This window comes from Halogeometricum sp. S3BR5-2, from assembly GCF_031624635.1.
GTDB classification, from domain to species: Archaea; Halobacteriota; Halobacteria; order Halobacteriales; family Haloferacaceae; genus Halogeometricum; species Halogeometricum luteum.
The window spans coordinates 341,865-360,004 of record NZ_JAMQOQ010000001.1 but is presented as its reverse complement, the minus strand read 5'-3'; the positions used below and the strand labels follow the sequence as shown (position 1 = coordinate 360,004).

At 70.0% G+C, this 18,140-nt stretch carries 19 protein-coding genes; 7 read left to right on the top strand and 12 right to left on the bottom strand.

The genetic code is table 11. The features are described from left to right. Positions 1-27 precede the first annotated feature (27 nt). Together NDI79_RS01775 and NDI79_RS01770 are read right to left on the bottom strand one after the other, a co-directional pair. On the bottom strand, positions 28-1,182 hold the full coding sequence (locus NDI79_RS01775) for a BMP family lipoprotein (RefSeq protein WP_310926734.1): 1,155 nt from the start codon (positions 1,180-1,182) through the stop codon (positions 28-30). A 134-nt stretch (positions 1,183-1,316) separates the two neighbouring features. Further along, entirely contained in the window at positions 1,317-2,699 is a 1,383-nt protein-coding gene (locus tag NDI79_RS01770; RefSeq protein ID WP_310926733.1) for a phosphohexomutase domain-containing protein, read from the bottom strand. Between the two features lie 106 nt (positions 2,700-2,805). Here NDI79_RS01770 and NDI79_RS01765 point away from each other — a divergent pair, with 106 nt between their 5' ends. Then, on the top strand, positions 2,806-3,087 hold the full coding sequence (locus NDI79_RS01765; protein ID WP_310926732.1) for an acylphosphatase: 282 nt from the start codon (positions 2,806-2,808) through the stop codon (positions 3,085-3,087). Positions 3,088-3,158: 71 nt separating this feature from the next. Continuing rightward, the gene (locus NDI79_RS01760; RefSeq protein ID WP_310926731.1) at positions 3,159-3,401 is read left to right on the top strand and encodes a DUF8132 family protein; all 243 of its coding nucleotides are present in this window, start codon (positions 3,159-3,161) and stop codon (positions 3,399-3,401) included. Positions 3,402-3,424: 23 nt separating this feature from the next. On the opposite strand, the gene NDI79_RS01755 is transcribed toward NDI79_RS01760, so the two are convergent. From NDI79_RS01755 to NDI79_RS01735, 5 genes are all read right to left on the bottom strand, one after another. Beyond that, entirely contained in the window at positions 3,425-4,201 is a 777-nt protein-coding gene (locus NDI79_RS01755) for an inositol monophosphatase family protein (protein WP_310926730.1), read from the bottom strand. Between the two features lie 74 nt (positions 4,202-4,275). After that, positions 4,276-6,828: an efflux RND transporter permease subunit gene (locus tag NDI79_RS01750; protein ID WP_310926729.1), complete on the bottom strand. Its 2,553-nt coding sequence runs from the start codon at positions 6,826-6,828 to the stop codon at positions 4,276-4,278. Between the two features lie 251 nt (positions 6,829-7,079). Then, positions 7,080-7,781, bottom strand: coding sequence for a DICT sensory domain-containing protein (locus NDI79_RS01745; RefSeq protein WP_310926728.1), 702 nt, complete (start codon positions 7,779-7,781; stop codon positions 7,080-7,082). Between the two features lie 76 nt (positions 7,782-7,857). Beyond that, positions 7,858-8,283 (bottom strand): DUF7960 family protein, encoded by a 426-nt coding sequence (locus NDI79_RS01740; protein ID WP_310926727.1) that lies wholly within the window; start codon positions 8,281-8,283, stop codon positions 7,858-7,860. A gap of 59 nt (positions 8,284-8,342) precedes the next feature. Then, positions 8,343-9,017 carry a winged helix-turn-helix domain-containing protein gene (locus tag NDI79_RS01735; RefSeq protein ID WP_310926726.1) on the bottom strand — a complete coding sequence of 225 codons (675 nt, stop codon included), beginning with the start codon at positions 9,015-9,017 and terminating at the stop codon, positions 8,343-8,345. Between the two features lie 247 nt (positions 9,018-9,264). Between NDI79_RS01735 and NDI79_RS01730 the strand changes: the two genes are divergently transcribed. Next, positions 9,265-9,849 carry a flavin reductase family protein gene (locus NDI79_RS01730; RefSeq protein ID WP_310926725.1) on the top strand — a complete coding sequence of 195 codons (585 nt, stop codon included), beginning with the start codon at positions 9,265-9,267 and terminating at the stop codon, positions 9,847-9,849. A gap of 5 nt (positions 9,850-9,854) precedes the next feature. Here the strand turns inward: NDI79_RS01730 and NDI79_RS01725 are convergent, their stop codons facing one another. Further along, entirely contained in the window at positions 9,855-10,298 is a 444-nt protein-coding gene (locus NDI79_RS01725; RefSeq protein ID WP_310926724.1) for an SRPBCC family protein, read from the bottom strand. Between the two features lie 90 nt (positions 10,299-10,388). Between NDI79_RS01725 and NDI79_RS01720 the strand changes: the two genes are divergently transcribed. The 3 genes from NDI79_RS01720 to NDI79_RS01710 all read left to right on the top strand — a co-directional run bounded on the left by NDI79_RS01720 (position 10,389) and on the right by NDI79_RS01710 (position 13,012). After that, positions 10,389-10,541, top strand: coding sequence for a DUF7989 family protein (locus NDI79_RS01720; RefSeq protein ID WP_310926723.1), 153 nt, complete (start codon positions 10,389-10,391; stop codon positions 10,539-10,541). Between the two features lie 112 nt (positions 10,542-10,653). Beyond that, positions 10,654-11,628 (top strand): phosphomevalonate decarboxylase MvaD, encoded by a 975-nt coding sequence (gene mvaD, locus NDI79_RS01715; protein ID WP_310926722.1) that lies wholly within the window; start codon positions 10,654-10,656, stop codon positions 11,626-11,628. Positions 11,629-11,713: 85 nt separating this feature from the next. Then, positions 11,714-13,012 (top strand): NAD(P)/FAD-dependent oxidoreductase, encoded by a 1,299-nt coding sequence (locus tag NDI79_RS01710; protein WP_310926721.1) that lies wholly within the window; start codon positions 11,714-11,716, stop codon positions 13,010-13,012. Positions 13,013-13,018: 6 nt separating this feature from the next. On the opposite strand, the gene NDI79_RS01705 is transcribed toward NDI79_RS01710, so the two are convergent. Continuing rightward, a complete protein-coding gene (locus tag NDI79_RS01705) occupies positions 13,019-13,831 on the bottom strand; it encodes a BtpA/SgcQ family protein (RefSeq protein ID WP_310926720.1) in 813 nt (270 codons plus the stop codon). Between the two features lie 94 nt (positions 13,832-13,925). Then, positions 13,926-14,588 carry a helix-turn-helix domain-containing protein gene (locus NDI79_RS01700; RefSeq protein ID WP_310926719.1) on the bottom strand — a complete coding sequence of 221 codons (663 nt, stop codon included), beginning with the start codon at positions 14,586-14,588 and terminating at the stop codon, positions 13,926-13,928. Between the two features lie 300 nt (positions 14,589-14,888). Between NDI79_RS01700 and NDI79_RS01695 the strand changes: the two genes are divergently transcribed. Beyond that, entirely contained in the window at positions 14,889-15,305 is a 417-nt protein-coding gene (locus tag NDI79_RS01695) for a hypothetical protein (RefSeq protein ID WP_310926718.1), read from the top strand. A 146-nt stretch (positions 15,306-15,451) separates the two neighbouring features. On the opposite strand, the gene NDI79_RS01690 is transcribed toward NDI79_RS01695, so the two are convergent. Both NDI79_RS01690 and NDI79_RS01685 read right to left on the bottom strand, forming a co-directional pair. Beyond that, a complete protein-coding gene (locus NDI79_RS01690) occupies positions 15,452-17,455 on the bottom strand; it encodes a cbb3-type cytochrome c oxidase subunit I (RefSeq protein WP_310926717.1) in 2,004 nt (667 codons plus the stop codon). A gap of 136 nt (positions 17,456-17,591) precedes the next feature. Continuing rightward, a complete protein-coding gene (locus NDI79_RS01685; RefSeq protein ID WP_310926716.1) occupies positions 17,592-18,047 on the bottom strand; it encodes a DUF6789 family protein in 456 nt (151 codons plus the stop codon). Positions 18,048-18,140: the final 93 nt, after the last annotated feature.

The window sequence follows — 18,140 nt, the reverse complement described above, 5'->3', positions numbered from 1 at the left end:
GGAATCGTTTATCTCCGCCGATTCGGCTCAGACGTTCGAGGGGTCGGTCGGCACGGAGACGGAACCGCCGATGACCTCCTCGCGGGCGGAGGTGACGGCGTCTTTGACCGCGGACGGAATCTCCGATTCGAGCGAGTCCCCGTAGACGAGGGCGACCCCGTCCTGCTCCAGTCCGAGCGTCGTGACGGCGCCGCCGTCGAAGGAGTCGTTGGCGACGGCCTCGACGGAGGTGTACACCGCCGTGTCGACGCGCTTGACCATGCTGCCGAGGATGACGTCCGCGTACGACGGCTTCGTGACCGACTGTGCGCGGTCGACGCCGATGGCGAAGTTCCCGTTCTCCTGTGCGGCCTGGAAGACGCCGGTCCCGGTGTTGCCGGAGGCGTGGAAGATGATGTCGGCGCCGCTGTTGTACATCGCGATGGCCGCCTCGCTCCCGGCCGTCGGTTCGTTGAAGCTCCCGACGTACGTCGACTGCACCTCGATGGAGTCGTCGACGTACTTGACGCCGGCGGTGTAGCCGGCCTCGAACTTGCCGATGAGGTCGCTCTCCTCGCCGCCGACGAAGCCGACGACCTTCTCGTCGGGCTTCGTCGACCCGGCGCCGGCGCTGAACTCCGTGGTCGTGAGTCGCCCGGCCATGACGCCGGCGAGGAACGACCCCTGGTGCTCCTGGAACACGTAGCTCGACACGTTGTCGGCGTCGACGGCGCTGTCGACGATCATGAACCGCTGGTCGGGGTAGTCCGAGGCGGTCTGCGAGAGGGCGTCGGCCTGCAGGTAGCCGATACAGCTGACCAGGTCGTACTCCGGATTGGTCGAACTGGCGAACTGCTGTTGGAAGTTCTGGAACTGCGAGACGGAGTCGGGCTGCGCCTCTTCGTACTGGACGTTGAACTCCTCGGACGCCTGCTGGATACCCTGCTGGGCCTGGTCGTTGAAGGACCCGTCGCCCAGTCCGCCGGTGGCGTACACCATCCCGACGTTGATGGTCTCCCCGCTCGACCCATCGGTCGACTCCTCGCCCGTCCCGCTCTCGGCCTCGGTCGACGCCCCGTCGCCGGACGTCTCGGTGCTCTCCGCGGTCGTTCCGTCGCCCTCGCTCGTGGGACCGCCGGAACAGCCGGCCAGCCCCGCGATACCTGCCACACCCGTCGCCTTTAAGAATCTCCGTCTATCCATGACTGTGGACACCTACTCACATAACCGAGGAGAGGCGGCCATAAGTGCGTCGTTTCCGTTTTCATCCCGCGGGCGAGGCGGCCGTACGCTGACGAACCCGGTTCTCGCCGGCGAAATCGCGCACGCGCGTACAGTTACGCGGCCGCGTCGACGGCCGCCGCCACCACGTCGGTGACGGCGTCGACGAAGGCGTCCACGTCGTCGGCCTCCGCGTACACCCGGACGTACGGCTCGGTCCCCGACGGTCGAACGAGCGCCCACGACGCGTCCGCGCGTTCGATGCGGACGCCGTGCTCGGTGTCGACGTCCGCGTCGGGAAACGCCTCGGGGAGCGTCTCGGAGACGCGGGCCATGGCGGCCTGTTTGGCCTCGTCGGGACACTCGACGCTGACCTTCCGGTACGGGCGTTCGGTGACGGGTTCGCGCAGGGCGCCCAGGCCCTCCTCGGCGACGAGGCGGGTGAACACGGCCGCGGAGGCGACGCCGTCTATCCACCCGCCGAGTCCGCGGTGGACGTGCTTCCAGGGTTCGGCGGCGAACACCACGTCGCCGCCGGCGGCGCGCGCCGACGCGATGCCCTCGTGGAGTGCGCCGAGGCGGACGCGTTCGACCCGGCCGCCCGCCGCGCGGACCCGTTCGTCGATGCGGCCCGAGGCGTTCGGCGTCGTCACGACCACCGGGTCGTCCGCCTCCGACTCGCGCACGAACCGTTCGGCGAGGATGGCGACGACGGTGTCCTCGTGGACCACCTCGCCGTCCGCGTCGACGACGACGATGCGGTCGGAGTCGCCGTCGTGGGCGATGCCGAAGTCGTAGTCGCCGCCGGGTTCGGTCTCCTCGTCGGCGAGGAACGCGCGGAGGTCCGACAGCGTCTCCGGCGTCGGCTTCGACTCCCGGCCGGGGAAGTGGCCGTCAACCTGCCCGTTGAGGGTGACGACGCGCGCGCCGAGTCGGCCGAGCACCTGCGGCGTCCCCAGCGCCGACATCCCGTTGCCGCAGTCGACGACGACGTTCAAGCCCTTGGGGTCGGCGCCGAACCCGCGGGCGTACTCGGTGACGGCTTCGCGGTAGTCCGCGAGCACGTCGACGGGTTCGCTGTCGCCCCACACCTCCCACGGCGCCGGGTCCGGGTCCGCGGCGACGCGCTCTTCGACCCCGCGTTCGAGGCTCCGGTCGTACTCCTCGCCGTCGACGAACACCTTGATTCCGTTGTCCGTCGGCGGGTTGTGCGAGGCGGTGAGCATGATGCCGCGTCGCCCCCGCGAGGCGAACGCGAGGGCGGGCGTGGGGAGGGCGCCCGCGCGGCGCACGTCCGCGCCGGCGGACTCCAGTCCCGCCTCGGCGGCGGCGGCGAGCGACGGCCCCGTCGTCCGCCCGTCGCGGCCGACGACGACTTCCGCCCGTCTGTTCGACTCCACCGCGTCCAGACCCACCGCGCGACCGACCGAGAGCGCCAGTTCGGGCGTGACGCGCGTCACCGCGTCGCCGCGAATCCCGGCGGTTCCGAAGAGTTCCATACGGGCGAGTCGGCGGCCCGTCACTTAGATGGCTTCGATTCGCGGGACGAGTTCCACGGGTTCCGCGGCCGGCCGATACTTGTCGGTGGCCGCCGTACCGCCGCCCATGAGCGACGAGCGAACCCGCGCCCACGTCTTCGTCACCGGCACGGTGCAGGGCGTCTACTACCGAGCGAGCACGCGCGACGCCGCCCGCGAACGGAACCTCGACGGCTGGGTGAAGAACCTCGACGACGGCCGCGTCGAGGCCGTCTTCGAAGGGCCCGCCGACTCGGTCGAGGAGATGGTCGAGTGGTGCCACACCGGCAGCGAGGCCGCCGAGGTGGAGTCCGTCGACGTCGACTACGGCGACCCCGAGGGCGAGTCGGGGTTCAGAATCGAGTGGTAGCGGGGCGAACGAAGTCGCGGGCAGTCGTCGACGACGCCGACAGCTAAGTCGCTGCGGGTAGCTCGGACCCTATGGTACGCCGCCCGAGAACAGACCGCGGCGGACTCGGCGTTCTCACCTACGTCTACGGGTTCGTGACGCTCGTCGGCCTTCTCCTCACCACCGGCACCGGCTACCTCCTCGTCCGCGGGCCGTTCCTCGGCGGGGCGCTCTTGGAGCCGATTTCGCTGATGGCCGCCCTCGCCGGGTTCGTCGTCGGCGTCGTCGTTCTCGCGTGGGGGGCGACGCGCGCCGCGAGCGCCGCCCGGTTCTGAGCTCTCCGTTCTACTCGCCCTGCTCAGAAGCCGAGCATCTCCAGCACGTCCTCGTGGGCCTCGCCGTTGGAGGCGAGGATGCCGTCGCTGTCGTGCCGCCAGCGGTTTCCGTCCAAGTCGGTGACGGTGCCGCCGGCCGCCCGGACCATGTGGACGCCGGCGACGGTGTCCCACGGGTGCGCCTGCCCGATGCCGAGGGCGGCGTCGATGGACCCCGCGGCGACCATCGCGAACGTCACCTGCGCCGACCCGATGCGCCGCATGTCGCCCAGTTCCTCGAAACAGGTCTCGATGACCGACATGTACCGGTCGCGGTTGTCGTCGTCCACCTTCAGCGTCGGCGCGACGACGAACCGCTCGGGGTCGGACTCGTCGCTCACCGTCGTCTCCTCGCCGTTCCTCCGGAAGGAGTCCTCGTCGGCGACGAACGTGTGCCCGACGGCCGGGCGCGTCACCGCGGCGGCGACGGGTTCGGCGTCGCGGACGGCCGCCACCGCCTGACACCACGCGGTGAAGCCGTGGAGGTAGTTCGACGTACCGTCGATGGGGTCGACGATCCAGGCGTCGCCCTCCTCGGGGGCCTCCTTCGGCGTGTCGCCCTCCTCGCCGACGACGACGTCGTCGGGGTAGTGCTCGCCGATGACGTCGAGTATCTCGTCCTGCGCGGCGGCGTCCGCCTCGCTCACCACGTCCGTCTTCGAGGTCTTCTCCTCGGTCTCGATGTCCTCTTCGAACATCCCCATCGCCACGTCCGCACCTGCGGCCGCCGACTCCTCGGCGACCGTCGCTCTGTCGGTCACGTTCGGGCAGTCATCGCCGACCGAGAAATAGCCTCGGGCGTCGGGCAGAAGGTCGAGTCGGTCGGTACCGACTCTCAGGGACGGCCGCCGTCGGCGGCGAGGCGTTCGGAGTTCGGACCCGAACCCGGACCCGAATCCGAGTCGTCCCCGGTCGGCCCCCCGCCCATCGGTACGTCGGGGCTCTCGTTGGCGAAGCGGTCCCAGATGACGAGCGCCGAGGGGAGGACGACGAGCGAGGTGACGAACGAGTAGACGATGGAGACGGCCGTGAGCACGCCGAACTGTCCGAGCACCGAGAGCAGCGAGAGGACGAGGACGCCGATGCCGAACGCCGTCGTGAACATGCTGCCCATGAGGGCGCCGCCCGTGCCGACGACGGTCCGACGCAGCGCCGTGTTCAGGTCGGCGTCCTTCCGTTCGTCGACGAAGCGGTGGACGACGTGGACGGAGTAGTCGATACCCAACCCGATGGTGAGAGAGAGGATGGTCGCGGTGAACGCGTTGAACGAGATGCCGAGGAGGCGCATCGTCGCCGCGACGCCCGCCACCGACACTACGATGGGCAGGAGGTTGGCGAAGGCGATGGAGGGGAGGCCGTCGAGGAGCCAGTAGCTGAACACGAGAAACGCCACCGTTCCGCCGAGGGCGAGGGCGAGACTCGTCACCGCGGAGTTGAAGATGAGGTCGGAGACGGCCTGGAAGACGACGATGTCGCCCGTGGCGACGGCCTCGTAGCGGAAGCGCTCCGCCACCTGCTCGCCGTCGGCCGTCGCCTCGGCGTCCGACGCGTCGGCCGAGACGGTGTAGACGACGCGGGCGCTCCGGTGGTCCTCCGCGAGGTACCGGTCGACCTGCTCGGACACCGGCGACGTCTCCAAGTAGTCGTATATCTCCCCCAAGTTGTCGTCGGGGATGCCGTTTCCGTTCGCGTCGTTCCGGGCGACGAGGCGGGCGAACTCGGGGTCCTCCTCGGCGTAGTCGCGGATGACCGTGACGACGCTCGTCGACTCCGCGCGGCCGTCCTCGACGACGAACGAGTCCGGCGGGTCCTCGCCGGCGCGGTGGAGTTCCTCGAGCGCGGAGTCCTGCTCCATCGGCCGCTCGACGTATATCGTGACCGACCCCCCCTGCGAACTCGTGAAGCGCTCTTCGAGGAAGTTCAGCGTGGCGACGACGGAGTAGTCGCTCGGCGCGAACGGCTCCGGCAGCGACCGCAGGTAGGAGGGCACCTCCTCGGGCGGGAGGAAGTCCTCCTGCGTGAACGAGGTGTCGACGCCCGTCGCGTAGCCCGCCGCGCCGACGCTGAACAGGAGGGCCGCGAGGACGAACAGCACGGGAATCCGGTCGGCGATACCGACGCCGACGGAGAGCGCGTCGCCGAGCGAGGAGCCCTCGCGCCCGAGCGGTTTCTGGCTGAACGTCGGGAGCGGCCACGACTCCTTGCGGCGGTCCATCCACACCTTCGCCGCGGGGAGGAACACGCCGAAGATGAGGAACGTGAACGTGATTCCGACGCCGGCGACGACGCCGAAGTCGCGGATGGGCGCGAGGCCCGAGGCGAGGTTCGAGAGGAAGCCGATGACGGTGGTGCCGGTGACGATGAAGAAGGCGACGAGCAGTTGGTCGGTCGCCGCGCGCATCGCCTCCTCGATTCCCAGCCCGGTCTCGCGGTCCTCGCGGTAGCGGTTGATGGCGTGGATGCCGAAGTCGATGCCCACCGCGAGGAGGAGCGGCGGGACGGCGATCATAATCTGGTTGAACGGGATGCCCGCGAGGCCGAGGAAGCCGAACGTCCAGACGACGGCCATCGCCAGCGCGAACGTCCCCAGAAGGAGGTCCAGGAGGTCGCGGTAGGCGACGACGAGGAAGAGGACGATGAGGATGACCGCGGCGGGCGTGACGATGAGAAGCGAGTCGGAGATGACCGCGCCGAACTCGTCGGCGATGATGCCGCTGCCGAAGACGGTGATGTCGCCCGGACTGGCGTCGACGATGCGCTGGACCCGCTGTTGGATGGGGGTGAGCGGGCTGTCGCCGGACTGGCCGGCCGAGGAGGACACCTCGGTCGGCAGCGAGTGCTGAATCACGCCGATGGTGGCCGACGCCGACGCCGACCGTGCGTTGAAGTCCTCGCTCACCGACCCGGTGAACGCCGGGTTGTCCGCGTTCTCGCGGACGGCGGCCGCCACCTCGCTGTCGGTGGCGCGTTCGAGCGCCGTTATCTGCTCGTCGAGCGTCGTCGCGTTCGGGTCTAACGTCCGCGCGACGACGGCGGCCGCCGAGGAGGTGTCGCTGACCCGCAGCGTCGGCTGCTCCTCGACGCGCTCCTGTGTCCTGAGCATCTGCAGCATCGACCGCCGCGAGAGGACGTTCTGCCCCCGTTGGATGAGTTGCGTGCTCCCGGTGTCCTGACCGAAGACGGGGAGGAACTCCTGGTTCACCTGGTCGAGGGCGTTCTGCGCGGGGATGTCCTCGGCGAACTGCGAGGTGCCCGCCTCCGTGGAGACGTTGCCGAGGCCGACGCCGAAGAGGGCGGTGAGCACGAAGAACGCGAGCATCACCTGCCCGGGTCGCTCGACGATGTGGTCGTCGACCCAGTCGACGACGCGCTGGTAGTCGTACGCCATCGGTCAGGCCCGCCGCTCCGGGCGGCGGGCGATATCGCCGCGACGGGCGTCGGCGGCGCTCCTGACACCCCCATCGGGGCGCGCGGGACGAACGGCGGACAGCGTGCGGCGGTTCCGTGGCATGAGGAGCGAGCGCCCGCGTTCCGCGGTGGCCGGTGCGGGCCGTGCCGGCCGTCGTGTGGGTCTGATTGGCCCCATCGCATATAAATCGTGGTACGGCCCCCCGCGGCGCCGTCGGACGGTCCGGCCGCTCAGGCGGGGGCGCCGTACCGGTTCGACAGGTGCGCGAGGACGTCGTCGACGACGCGCGGGTCGTACGTCCAGAAGCCGCGGAACACGTCCGGGTCGCGCTCCTCGGCGAGGAGCGCGCACTTCGATGCGTCGTCGCCGCCGCCGTCGTAGACGACGAACCACGTCGCGGCTATCTCCTCGTCGTCGACGAGGTGGACGGTCGCGTCATCGAGCGTCGGCGCGTCGCCCTCCGGGACGGCGTAGGCGTGGACGTCGAGGTCCGTGCGCGCGAGGCGGCGGTACACCTCCGCCTGTCGCCGCAGGGCCGACGCGCGCTGGAACCCGGCGTGGAGCGTCCCGCGACCGAACCGCCACGCCCGGTCCTCTATCTCCCGCGAGGCCGACGCCATCCGCGCGCCGTCGTAGGAGGTGAACGTCGTCCGGTCGATGCGCGTCAGCACGTCCGAGAGCGTCGCCTCGAACTCCTGCGGCGTCGCCGGCGCCGCGAGGTCCGAGCAGTCCGTTCGGACCCACGAGCCGTCGCCGTCGGTCAGTTCCGCGGTCCCCGACAGCGACTCGCCCCCGTCCCGGCGCTCGACGGTCAGCGGGTACGGCGCGAGGTACTCCCGCACCTGTTCGAGCAGTCGGTCGGAGACGGGTTCGTAGAGGACGAGCGTCCGTTCGCGCTCGCCGACCGCGGCGACGATGTCCCGCAGGCTCATCAGGTACGGCCGAGACGGTCGAGCGACATATACGTTCTCCCGAGGACGGCCGAGACGCGGCCGTTCGGCGGCCGCTTCACGCCTCCGAGAGGGCGTCGACGACCACCCACGCCTCCACGAAGTCGCGCTCTTCGACCATCGGGTCCTCGCCGTAGTCGTCCAGCGTCTCGCGCGCCTCGTCGAGGAGGCCGGCCTCCTGCGCGCGCTGGTCGGGCGCCTCGCGCGTCGCGTTCAACAGCGCCTCGAAATCCTCGCGGATGCTGAACGACGCCCGCGCGACGTTGCAGCGCGAGAGCGGATTCAGCCCCATGGAGACGAGGTCGGTGACGAGGTCCCAGTCGCTCTCGCAGAAGTGAATCGACACCTCGCCGACGATGTCGCGCCACGCGACGGACCCCGAGTGTTTCATCAGGGGCACGGCGCGCGGCGGCACGTCGATGCGTGCGGCGGTGTCCGGGTCGTCGCAGAGACAGCAGGGCTGCTCGGTCTTCCCCGTATACATCGACGGTTCTAGGGGTTCCGGCGGTATGGGCGTTCTCCCCCCGGCGAAAAACGGCCCGGTCAGTTCTTCAGACGGCTCCGACAGGCGTCGACGAAGGAGTTGACGTTGACGTCGGCGTCGCGGTCCAGACCGACGAACACCTCGACGTCCTCGCTCACCGGGAGCCTGACCCACAGCGAGTGCTCGAAGCCGCGGACGACGAAGCGCTCGCCGTCGTCGGCTCCGTCCAACTGCTCGTTCACCGTCGCGTCGCCGGCGCTGAGCGCCCCGATGACGGTGGACAGCGAGTGCGAATCGCACGTCTCGCGGACCTCCTCGCTCGCCGCGAACGCGTCGGAGTCGTCGCCCTCGCGGACGAGCGCGAACCGGAAGACGCCCGGGTACTCCTCGGAGAGGTAGTCGACGAGCGGCGGATAGGGGAACGCACCCTCCTCGACGAACGTGACGGAGACGGGACCGGAGTCGGACTCGCCGTGGAGTCGGACCAAGGCGGTCCGCCCCCGACCGGTGAGACCGTAGAGCCGGCCCTTCTGTTGGGATTCGGGGACCAGGAGTTCGACGACCCCTCGCTCCCGGAGTTCCGAGAGCGCCCGAGAGACGTGCGGCTGTGCGAGCTCTAACTCCGACGCGATGCGCGACGGTAGCTCGGGTCCCTCCTCGTCGAGGAACTCACAGACGGACGCTCTGTACCGCGAGCTCGCGATGTAACCCGCGGTATCCCAAGAGTCAGTCATCGTGAGAGTGTTCCATTCGCTTGCACTCGGTCACGAGCACAGGTATATTTTTCGAGGAGTACGGAGATAATTCAGCCCAATCACGACCGTTCGGGTCCCCGGGTGGTACGCGGGTGAACGGGGAAGCGCCGTCCCGTCGGTGGCGGCGGCCCGGCGCGGTCCGCGCGGGCCGGCGGTTCTTTGTCGCCGGTCGGCGAAGGACGGGTGATGAACGAGCACGCGCGGCCGACGCGGGAGGCGCCCTGACGTGGACGGACCGCCGGACGCCTTCGGGTCGCCGTACCGCCTCCTCTCGGGCGCCGTCGTCCCGCGACCCATCGCGTGGGTGAGCACCCGCGCGGCGGACGGGACGCGGAACCTCGCGCCGTACAGTTTCTCGAACGTCGTCACCCCGGACCCGCCGACGCTGCTGTTCTCCGCGTCGGGCACCGGCGAGGACCGAAAGGACAGCGCCCGGAACGCGATTGAGACGGGCGAGTTCGTCTGGAACGTCGTCACCGAGGACGTGGCCGAGGCGATGAACGCCACGAGTGCGACGCTCCCGCCCGGCGAGGACGAGTTCGACCGCGCCGCGGTGACGGCCGCTGACTGCGCCGTCGTCGACGCCCCGCGCGTCGCGGAGGCGGCGGTGTCGTTCGAGTGCGAACTGGTCGACACGCTCGACGTCGGCGCCTCGACGCTCGTGTTCGGCGAAGTCGTCCACGCGCACGTCGACGACGCCGTGCTCACCAACGGGAAGATGGACACGACGAAACTCGACGCGGTGGGTCGCCTCTCGGGGTCGGAGTACGCCCGCATCGGCGACCGGTTCTCGCTGGAACGGCCGCCGTAGGGCGCTCACGCCCGGCGTTCGGCCAACCGCGCTATCGCCCGAAGCGCCCGCCGGCAGACGGGCGCGTACGCGGCGGCGAGGAGTGGCACCTCGAAGGCGACGCGACACCGGCGGTCCCCGAGGACGTCGACGCGGTGGCCCGTCGCCGGGACGCGCGCGACGGCCCACGTCCACCGCATCGCCCCCTCGTCGTACTCCGTCACCTCGAACGGGACCCACGCGCCGACGCCGGTGATGCGCACCTCACCCGTCGCCCCCGGTCCGATTCGGTCGGGGCCGCGAACCGCTGAGACGGACGGCCCCCACTCGGTCCACGTCCGCGTGTCGGTGAGCACGTCCCACGCCGCCGACGCGGGGGCGTCGACGACCCGCGCGACGACGAGACGCCGGCCGTCCGGCGTTCGCTCTATCCCCGTTCGGGTCCGCGCCGCGTCCGAACCGCGGGTCACCCTAGACTCCTTGTACTAGCTAGTATGGTACTAAGTGTTATAATCATTTTCAGGACAACGGTTAAGCTCGTTCGTGGCAGTCACTCGCACATGACAGAAGAGCGCGCGAGCATGAAAGAGATAAGCCACACCCCGCCGACGGGCGAGACAGTCACCAACGTTTGGAATCGAGGCCGAGAGGGAGAGGAAGCGGAAGTCGACGCCGAAGCGACGCCCGACTCGACCGTCGCCGCGGACGACTGAACGCCCGGTTCGAAGACGCCCGTTTCTCTCAGACACCGCCACGTCGCCGCCGGACTGCGGTCTCTCGCCGACCATCGGGACGTTTAACCCCGCGTCTCCCGCGCGTGGGAGTATGAAGGCCACCGCGAAGGCACACCCGATTCAGGGGCTGGTGAAGTACCACGGGATGCGCGACGAGGAGTTGCGACTCCCGTACCACGACAGCATCAGCGTCTGCACCGCGCCGAGTCACACGACGACGACCGTCGAGTTCCAACCCGACGCCGCCGAGGACACCTACGTCATCGGGGGCGAGGAGGTGACCGGCCGCGGCGCCGAGCGAATCGACGCCGTCGTCGACCACGTCCGCGCCCTCGCCAACACCGACGACGCGGTGCGCCTCGAATCGGAGAACTCCTTCCCCTCGAACATCGGGTTCGGCTCCTCCTCGTCGGGGTTCGCCGCCGCCGCGATGGCCCTCGCGGAGGCGGCCGACCTCGGGCTGACCCGCCCCGAAATCTCGACCATCGCCCGCCGCGGGTCCTCCTCCGCCGCCCGCGCCGTCACCGGCGCGTTCTCTCAGCTCTACTCGGGCATGAACGACGAGGACTGCCGCTCCGAGCGCATCGAATCCGAGTTGGAGGACGACCTCAGAATCGTCGCCGCGCACGTCCCCGCCTACAAGGAGACCGAACAGGCCCACGAGGAGGCCGCGGCGAGCCACATGTTCCAAGCGCGGATGGCGCACGTCCACGAGCAGATAGACGAGATGCGCGACGCCCTCCGCGCGGCGGACTTCGCTCGCGCGTTCGAACTCGCCGAGCACGACACGCTCTCGCTGACGGCGACGACGATGACCGGCCCCGCGGGCTGGGTGTACTGGCAGCCGAAGACCATCGCCGTGTTCAACGCCGTCCGCGAACTCCGCAGCGAGGAGGAGATTCCCGTCTACTTCTCCGCCGACACGGGCGCGAGCGTCTACGTGAACACCACGGCCGAGCACGCCGACCGGGTCGAAGAGGAAATCGCCGCCTGCGACGTCGACACGGACGTCTGGAGCGTCGGCGGCCCCGCGGAAGTCCTCGACGAGTCCGAGGCGCTGTTCTGAGCAGGTCTACGGGGACCGCTCCGCCGACTCGACCCGACCCCGAGCACCCCACAGGCTCATTGTCCCGTACTCCTACCCTCCGACCATGCGTGTGCTGGTACTCGGCGCGGGATACGCCGGAGTGACGCTCGCCCGCCGTCTCGAATCGCGCCTGCCCGACGACGCCGAACTCGTCGTCGTCGACGAGGACGCCTCTCACCTCGTCCTGCACGAGGTCCACCGCGTCATCCGTCGCCCCGGACTCGCCGAGACGATTCAGGTCCCCCTCGAAGACCTCTTCGACCGCGCGGAGGTCCGCGTCGCCCGCGTCGACGGCGTCGACAGGGACGCCCGAACGGTCTCGTTCGCGGACGGAACGGAACTCGACTACGACTACGCCGCCGTCTGCCTCGGGTCCGCGACGGCCTACTACGACCTGCCGGGCGTCGAGGAACGCTCCCTGCCCCTCAAGAGCGTCGCCGACGCCGAGGCCATCCGCGAATCGTTCCTCGGTGCGGTCGACGCCGTCGGTGGCGGCGAGACGGGCGACGCCGCCGACGCCGGCGGAAGCATCACCATCGACGTCTCGGACGAGGGCGCGGCGGCGGTCGACGGAAGCGATACCGGCGACGCCGCCGCCGCCGATATCGACGCCTCTGACGGCCCGAGCGTCCCGGCCGCCGAGAGCGGGTCGGTCACCGCCGTCGTCGGCGGGGCGGGGCTCTCGGGCGTCCAGACGGCCGGCGAACTCGCCGCCCTCGCCGCGGAGGAGGGCGTCGAGGCCGATATCACGCTGGTCGAGCAACTCGACCACGTCGCCCCGAACTTCCCGGAGAACTTCCGCGAGGCGGTGCGCGAGGCGCTCGAAACCCGCGGCATCGACGTTCGAACCGGCACGTCGGTCGAGCGCGCGACCGACGAGGCGGTCGAGACGGACGCGGGGACGTTCGCCTGCGACACGTTCGTCTGGACGGGCGGCATCGCCGGGCAGGCCGCGATGGGCGGCGACCGGCCGGTCGTCCGGAGCGACCTCCGACTGGACGAGCGCACGTTCGCCGTCGGCGACGCCGCGCGCGTGGTCGACGCCGACGGGGAGGCCGTCCCCGCGTCGGCCTCCGCCGCCCTGCGCGAGGCCCGGACCGTGGCCGACAACCTCGCCGAACTCGTCCGCCACGAGACGGAGGGAGAGGCGACGGACTTCGCCCCCCGGATGGAGCCGTATCGCTTCGAGGTGCCGGGATGGATCGTCAGCGTCGGCGACGGCGCGGTGGCCCAACTCGGGCCGACGGTCGTGACCGGGAGCGCCGCGAAGGCGATGAAGGCCTCCGTCGGCGCCGGCCATCTCAGCTCCGTCGGGGCCGTGAAGAACGCCGCGAACTTGGTCGAAGAGGAACTGAACTCGTAGTCGGCGTTACTCGGACCGCGCCGCCTCGACGACGGCGCGCACCCGCGACTCCTCGACGGGGGCCGTAGTCTCCCCTCCTTCTTTCAGCGCCGTCCCGACGACGACGCCGTCCGCCCGTTCGAGCGTCGCGGCGACCGTCTCGGCGGTGACGCCGCTTCCGACGAGGGCGGGCACGCCCGCCGCCTCGGCCGCCTCGGCGACGGCCGCGAGGTCCGAGTCGTCGGTCGGGGCGCCCGTCCCAGCCCCGGAGACGACGACGCCGTCGGCGAGTCCGCGGCCGACGGCTTCCTCGACGGCGACGTCGAGGGGCGTCTCGCGTCCCAGCGGTTCGGAGTGTTTCACGCCCACGTCGGCGAGGACGGCCACGTCCGCGCCGAGCGACTCGCGCAGGCGCATCGTCTCGTGGGCGCGGCCCTCGACGAGTCCTTGGTCGGTGACGCGCGCGCCGGCGTGGACGTTCACGCGGACGAACGACGCCCCCGTCGCCGCCGCCACCGAGAGGGCCGCCTCGGCGTCGTTGCGGAGGACGTTGACGCCGACGGGGACGTCCACCTCGCTGGCGACGGCGCCGACGACGGCGGTCATCGACGCGACGGTGTGCTTCGGCACGTCGTCGGGATAGAAGGGAGCGTCGCCGAAGTTCTCGACGACGAGGGCGTCGACGCCGCCGGTTTCGAGGGCCGCGGCGTCTTCGAGCGCCGCCTCGCGGACGGCCTCGATGCCGGCGTCGGCGTCGTGAGTCGGCGCGCCGGGGAGGGCGCGGAGGTGGACCATTCCGACGACGGCGCGGTCGGGGAGCGGGAGGGACTGCTCGTGCATACGCGGGCGTCGGCGGGTCGGGACAAAAGCGCACGGACTCGGCGTCGGCGTCGGCGTCGGACTCCGACGGACCGGACCGACTCGGGCGCGCCGGTCAGTTGAACACGCGCGACCCGGAGGCGAGGGCGTTCTCGACGAGGGTGCCGTGCGCCCGCCGGAGTCGCTCGGAGAGCGCCTGGTGGGTGATGCCCAGTTCGGCGGCGAGTTCGGAGGTGTCGGTGTCGCGGGGGACGTCGTAGAACCCGCGGTCGAGGCCGGCGAGGAGGGCGGTGTACTGCTCCTCGCTCAGCCCGAACGAGCGGGTGGCGTCGTCGGCGTCGAGGCTGCGGATGCCCTCCAACTCCACGTGCACCCCGTGGTCGGCGAGGAAGTCGAACGTCACGCCGAGGCAGTCGCGGTCCGGCGCGAGGACGCGGAACTTCCAGGCGCCGTCGGCGCCGCGGACCGAGAGCACCGTCGCGTCCGTCCTGACGACCGACCCGAGGAGCAGTTCGACCGTCTCGGTCCAGACGACACGGAACAGGCCGCCCTCCCCGCCGGCCGAGAGGCGGTCGACCTCGCGGACCGAGCCGTCGTCCTCGAAGGCCGCGGCCGCGGCCTCCGGGTCCGCGCCCGTCGCGGCGAGGAAGGGGAAGGGGTCGTCGGGTCCGTGGGCGACGACCGGCGGCACCTCGACGGCGAGCGTCGGAATCGCCTCGAAGGCGTCGCCGAGGAGGAAGTCCGTCGCGTCGGCGCTGAGTGTGGCGATGCTCGTCACGGAACGTGCTACGTCGGGGGCCGGTTTCAAGACGACGGCCGCGCCGCGACGGCCGCAGATTTGGCAGCGACCGAAGGCTGACGCGAGAGCGCCCGAAACATCGAAATGTCCGTCTTCCGGACGCCGCCGAGGGACGGGTGCCTCAAGCGGCGCGCGGCAGCGTCGACGACGAAGTTCGTCCGACGGCGACCCCGTCTTTCTGCTTGCGGCTGCGTGTTGTTTTATCCCTCACCGAGGCGGGCGGAACCCTGCACTTGCAGGCGTGAGAGCGGTGTGCGCTCGTAGCGAGTATGGAGTGAGATGAGCGAAAACAACGACGCGGACGAGGAGCGAGTGCTCTCAGACCTCGAAGAGATGCGGTCGTGGGCCGAGGAGACCGGGTCGCGGCCGGTCGTCGCCGCCACGTCCGAGGGGTCGTTGGAACTCCGCTTTACGACCGACGAGGACGCGGAGGGCCGCGAACTCGACTGGGAGGAGTTCACCTCGATGTACGAGGCGTCGGACGTGGCGTTCGTCGTGGACGACGGCGACGAGGGGCGACAGCGCTTCGTCGACAAGTCCCGCGTCCCGGGCGCGGGCGACGAGGACGACGTCCACCCCGACGCAGACCGGCGCGGGACGGACGAGGTGGACCGCGAAACCGACCAGATGGAGCGGGAGGCCGAAGAGATAAACAACCCGGACAACCACCGCGACGAGGAACCGTTCCAGAGTTAATACAGTTCGCGCCGACCGCCGTTCTCGCCGTCGTCTCTTCTTCCCATCTTCGACCCGCGGAGCGGAGCGTCCGCTCGTGCGCGTGAGTCTGCGTGACGTGCGCGAGAAATCAGAAACGCGCGACGACCGAATACGGAGCGGTCGTCTCAGTTCTCGGCGTCCGCGTCGGCGTCGGAGTCTTCGTCGCCGGCCCCGGCGTCCGAACCGGCGTCGTTCGAGGCGTCGGATTCTCCGTCGGCGACGCGCCCGCCGTCGGCGAGGGCCTGCGGGTTCGACAGCCCCTCCGTCATCCGCCGCTCGAACCACTGCCACTCGCGGGAGAACTGGTTGGACTCCTTCAGGTCCCACGGGTCGGGGGTCCGGACGACCGGTCCCGTCCGGAAAGAGTTCACCATGTTGAACAGCCAGATACCGACGCTGGCGGCGAGGATGAACGCCCCGACGGTGGCCACCTGCTGGAGGAGCGTGAACTCGACGGGGTACTGCGCCGACCGGCGCGGCAGGCCCATCAGGCCGACGAGGAACAGGGGCATGAACGTCACGTTGACGCCGACGATGCTGAGGACGGCGTGAATCGTTCCGAGGCGCTTGTTGTACATCCGCCCGGTCAGGAGCGGGTACCAGTAGTACGACGCGGCGAACATCGAGAAGGCGATGATGCCGACGACGATGAAGTGGAAGTGCGCCACGACGTAGTAGGTGCCGTGGACGACGAGGTCCACGGGGACGGACGCGAGGAAGATGCCCGTCACGCCCCCGACGACGAACAGGCCGATGCCGCCGACGAGGAACTGCATCGGCGCTTCGAGTTTGACGTTCCCGTTCCAGATGGTCGCCATCCAGTTGAACGTCTTGACGGCGCTCGGCACCGCGATGGCGAGCGTGACCACCATGAACGACGCGCGGAGGCGGGGGTCCATCCCCGTCGCGAACATGTGGTGGGCCCACACGCCGAACGAGAGCACGCCGATGGCGAGCGTCGAGTAGACGATGAACTTGAATCCGAACAGCTTCCGCCCCGAGAACTTCGGGAGTATCTGGCTCGTCAGCCCGAACGCCGGGAGGACGAGGATGTACACTTCGGGGTGGCCGAAGAACCAGAACAGGTGCTGCCAGAGGATGGGGCCGCCCGCCTCGACGGCGAAGAACGTCGTGCCGAAGTTGCGGTCGAACAGGAGCATGAGGACGGCGCTCCCGAGGACGGGGAACGCGAACAGGATGAGACCGCTCGTCGTCAGGAGCGACCACGTGAGGATGTCGAGCGTGGACCAGCTAACCCCCTCGCCGCGTTCGGTGAAGATGGTGACGATGATGTTCACGCCGCCCATTATCGTCGCCAGTCCGGACAGGTGGAGGCCCAACAGCAGCAGGTCGACCTGCGGGTTGGCCAGTTGGGTCGTCAGCGGCGTGTACAGCGTCCACCCCATCGTCGGCGGTTCGAGGGCGTAGAGGAACTCGACGCGCGGGCCGACGGCGTCGATGACCTTCGCCAGCACCTCGGTGAGGAGGCCGGCGCGGACGAGGACGAACGAGGGCGGCAGGAGCCAGAAGGCGATGGCGTTGATGCGCGGGAACGCCATGTCCTCGGCGTCGATGAGGAGGGGGAGGAAGTAGTTCGCCAGTCCGGTGAACACCGGGGTGACGAAGAAGAACAGCATCGTCAACCCGTGCGTCGTGAACAGGCCGTTGTACGTCTCGGCGTTCCAGACGTCGGTGCCGGGGGTGAAAAGCTCCGTCCGGATCATCATCGCGTCCGTCGCTCCCCACATGCCGGCGGCGAGGCCGAAGATGAGGTAGAGGATGCCGATGTCCTTGTGGTCGACGCTCGTCAGCCATCGCATCAACCCGTACGGCTTGCTGGTCTTGTGCTCGCGGCCGTACAGCGTGCCGATCACGGGCATCTGACTCTCGGACCCGGAGTCGGCGCGGCGTTCGCCGCCGTCGGTTCGACGCTCCTCGGAGACCCGTCGGTCCTCGTCGGTCCGACGTCCGCCGTCGGGTCGTTCTTCGCCGCCGTCCGTCCGGAGCGAGGCGGGATGTCGGGGCGATTCGGTCGCGGTGGGGTCCGTCGACTCGCGGCGGCGCCAGCACGCCAACCCTCCGAGGAGGACACTGACGACGGCGAGAAGCGGGACGAGCGGCAGAGACATTATCAACTCGCGCGAGAGGCGCGTGAGAGCGACTTAGGACGGTCCATACATAAGTGGCAAGGCCGTCACCAGAATCCGAGAATCGCCGGGCGGGGGAGGGGGGAGCGCGGGTCGGCGGGGAGTCGTCGGCGCCGGGTCAGCCCTGCAGTTCCGAGCCGTCGCCGAGCGTACCGCTCGACGGCGTCCGACCCGTGAGACGGGCGTAGACGGCGCCGGTGATGTAGCCGTAGGCGAGGTGGGCGACGAGGGTCAGGCCCGCGAAGGCGAACACGATGGCCCCCGAGAGTTCCGCCCGTCCGAGGAGGAGGAACGGAATCCAGAGGAGCACGCCGACGCCCATCCCCTTTATCGCGGGGTCGGACCCGGGAACGGAGTCCTCGACGGCGACGAACAGGAGGGGCCACGCCAGCGTCCCGGCGGCGACGAACAGGACGAACCCGACCGTCGTGCTCCCGGGGACGCCGACGAACCGCGCGACGACGTCGAACATGCCTATCTGCGACCGCGTCTCGACCTCGAAGAGGAGGAGCAGGACGGTCAAGGCGGCGGTTCCGGAGAGGCCGCCGGCGACGGCGGCGAGTGGCCGGTTCATGCCCTCCGATTCGCGGAACTGCCGAATAAGCCTGACGGGGCGCGGACGGAGGTACGCGTTCGCGAAGGGACGGTTTCGGGGTCGAATCGCGGC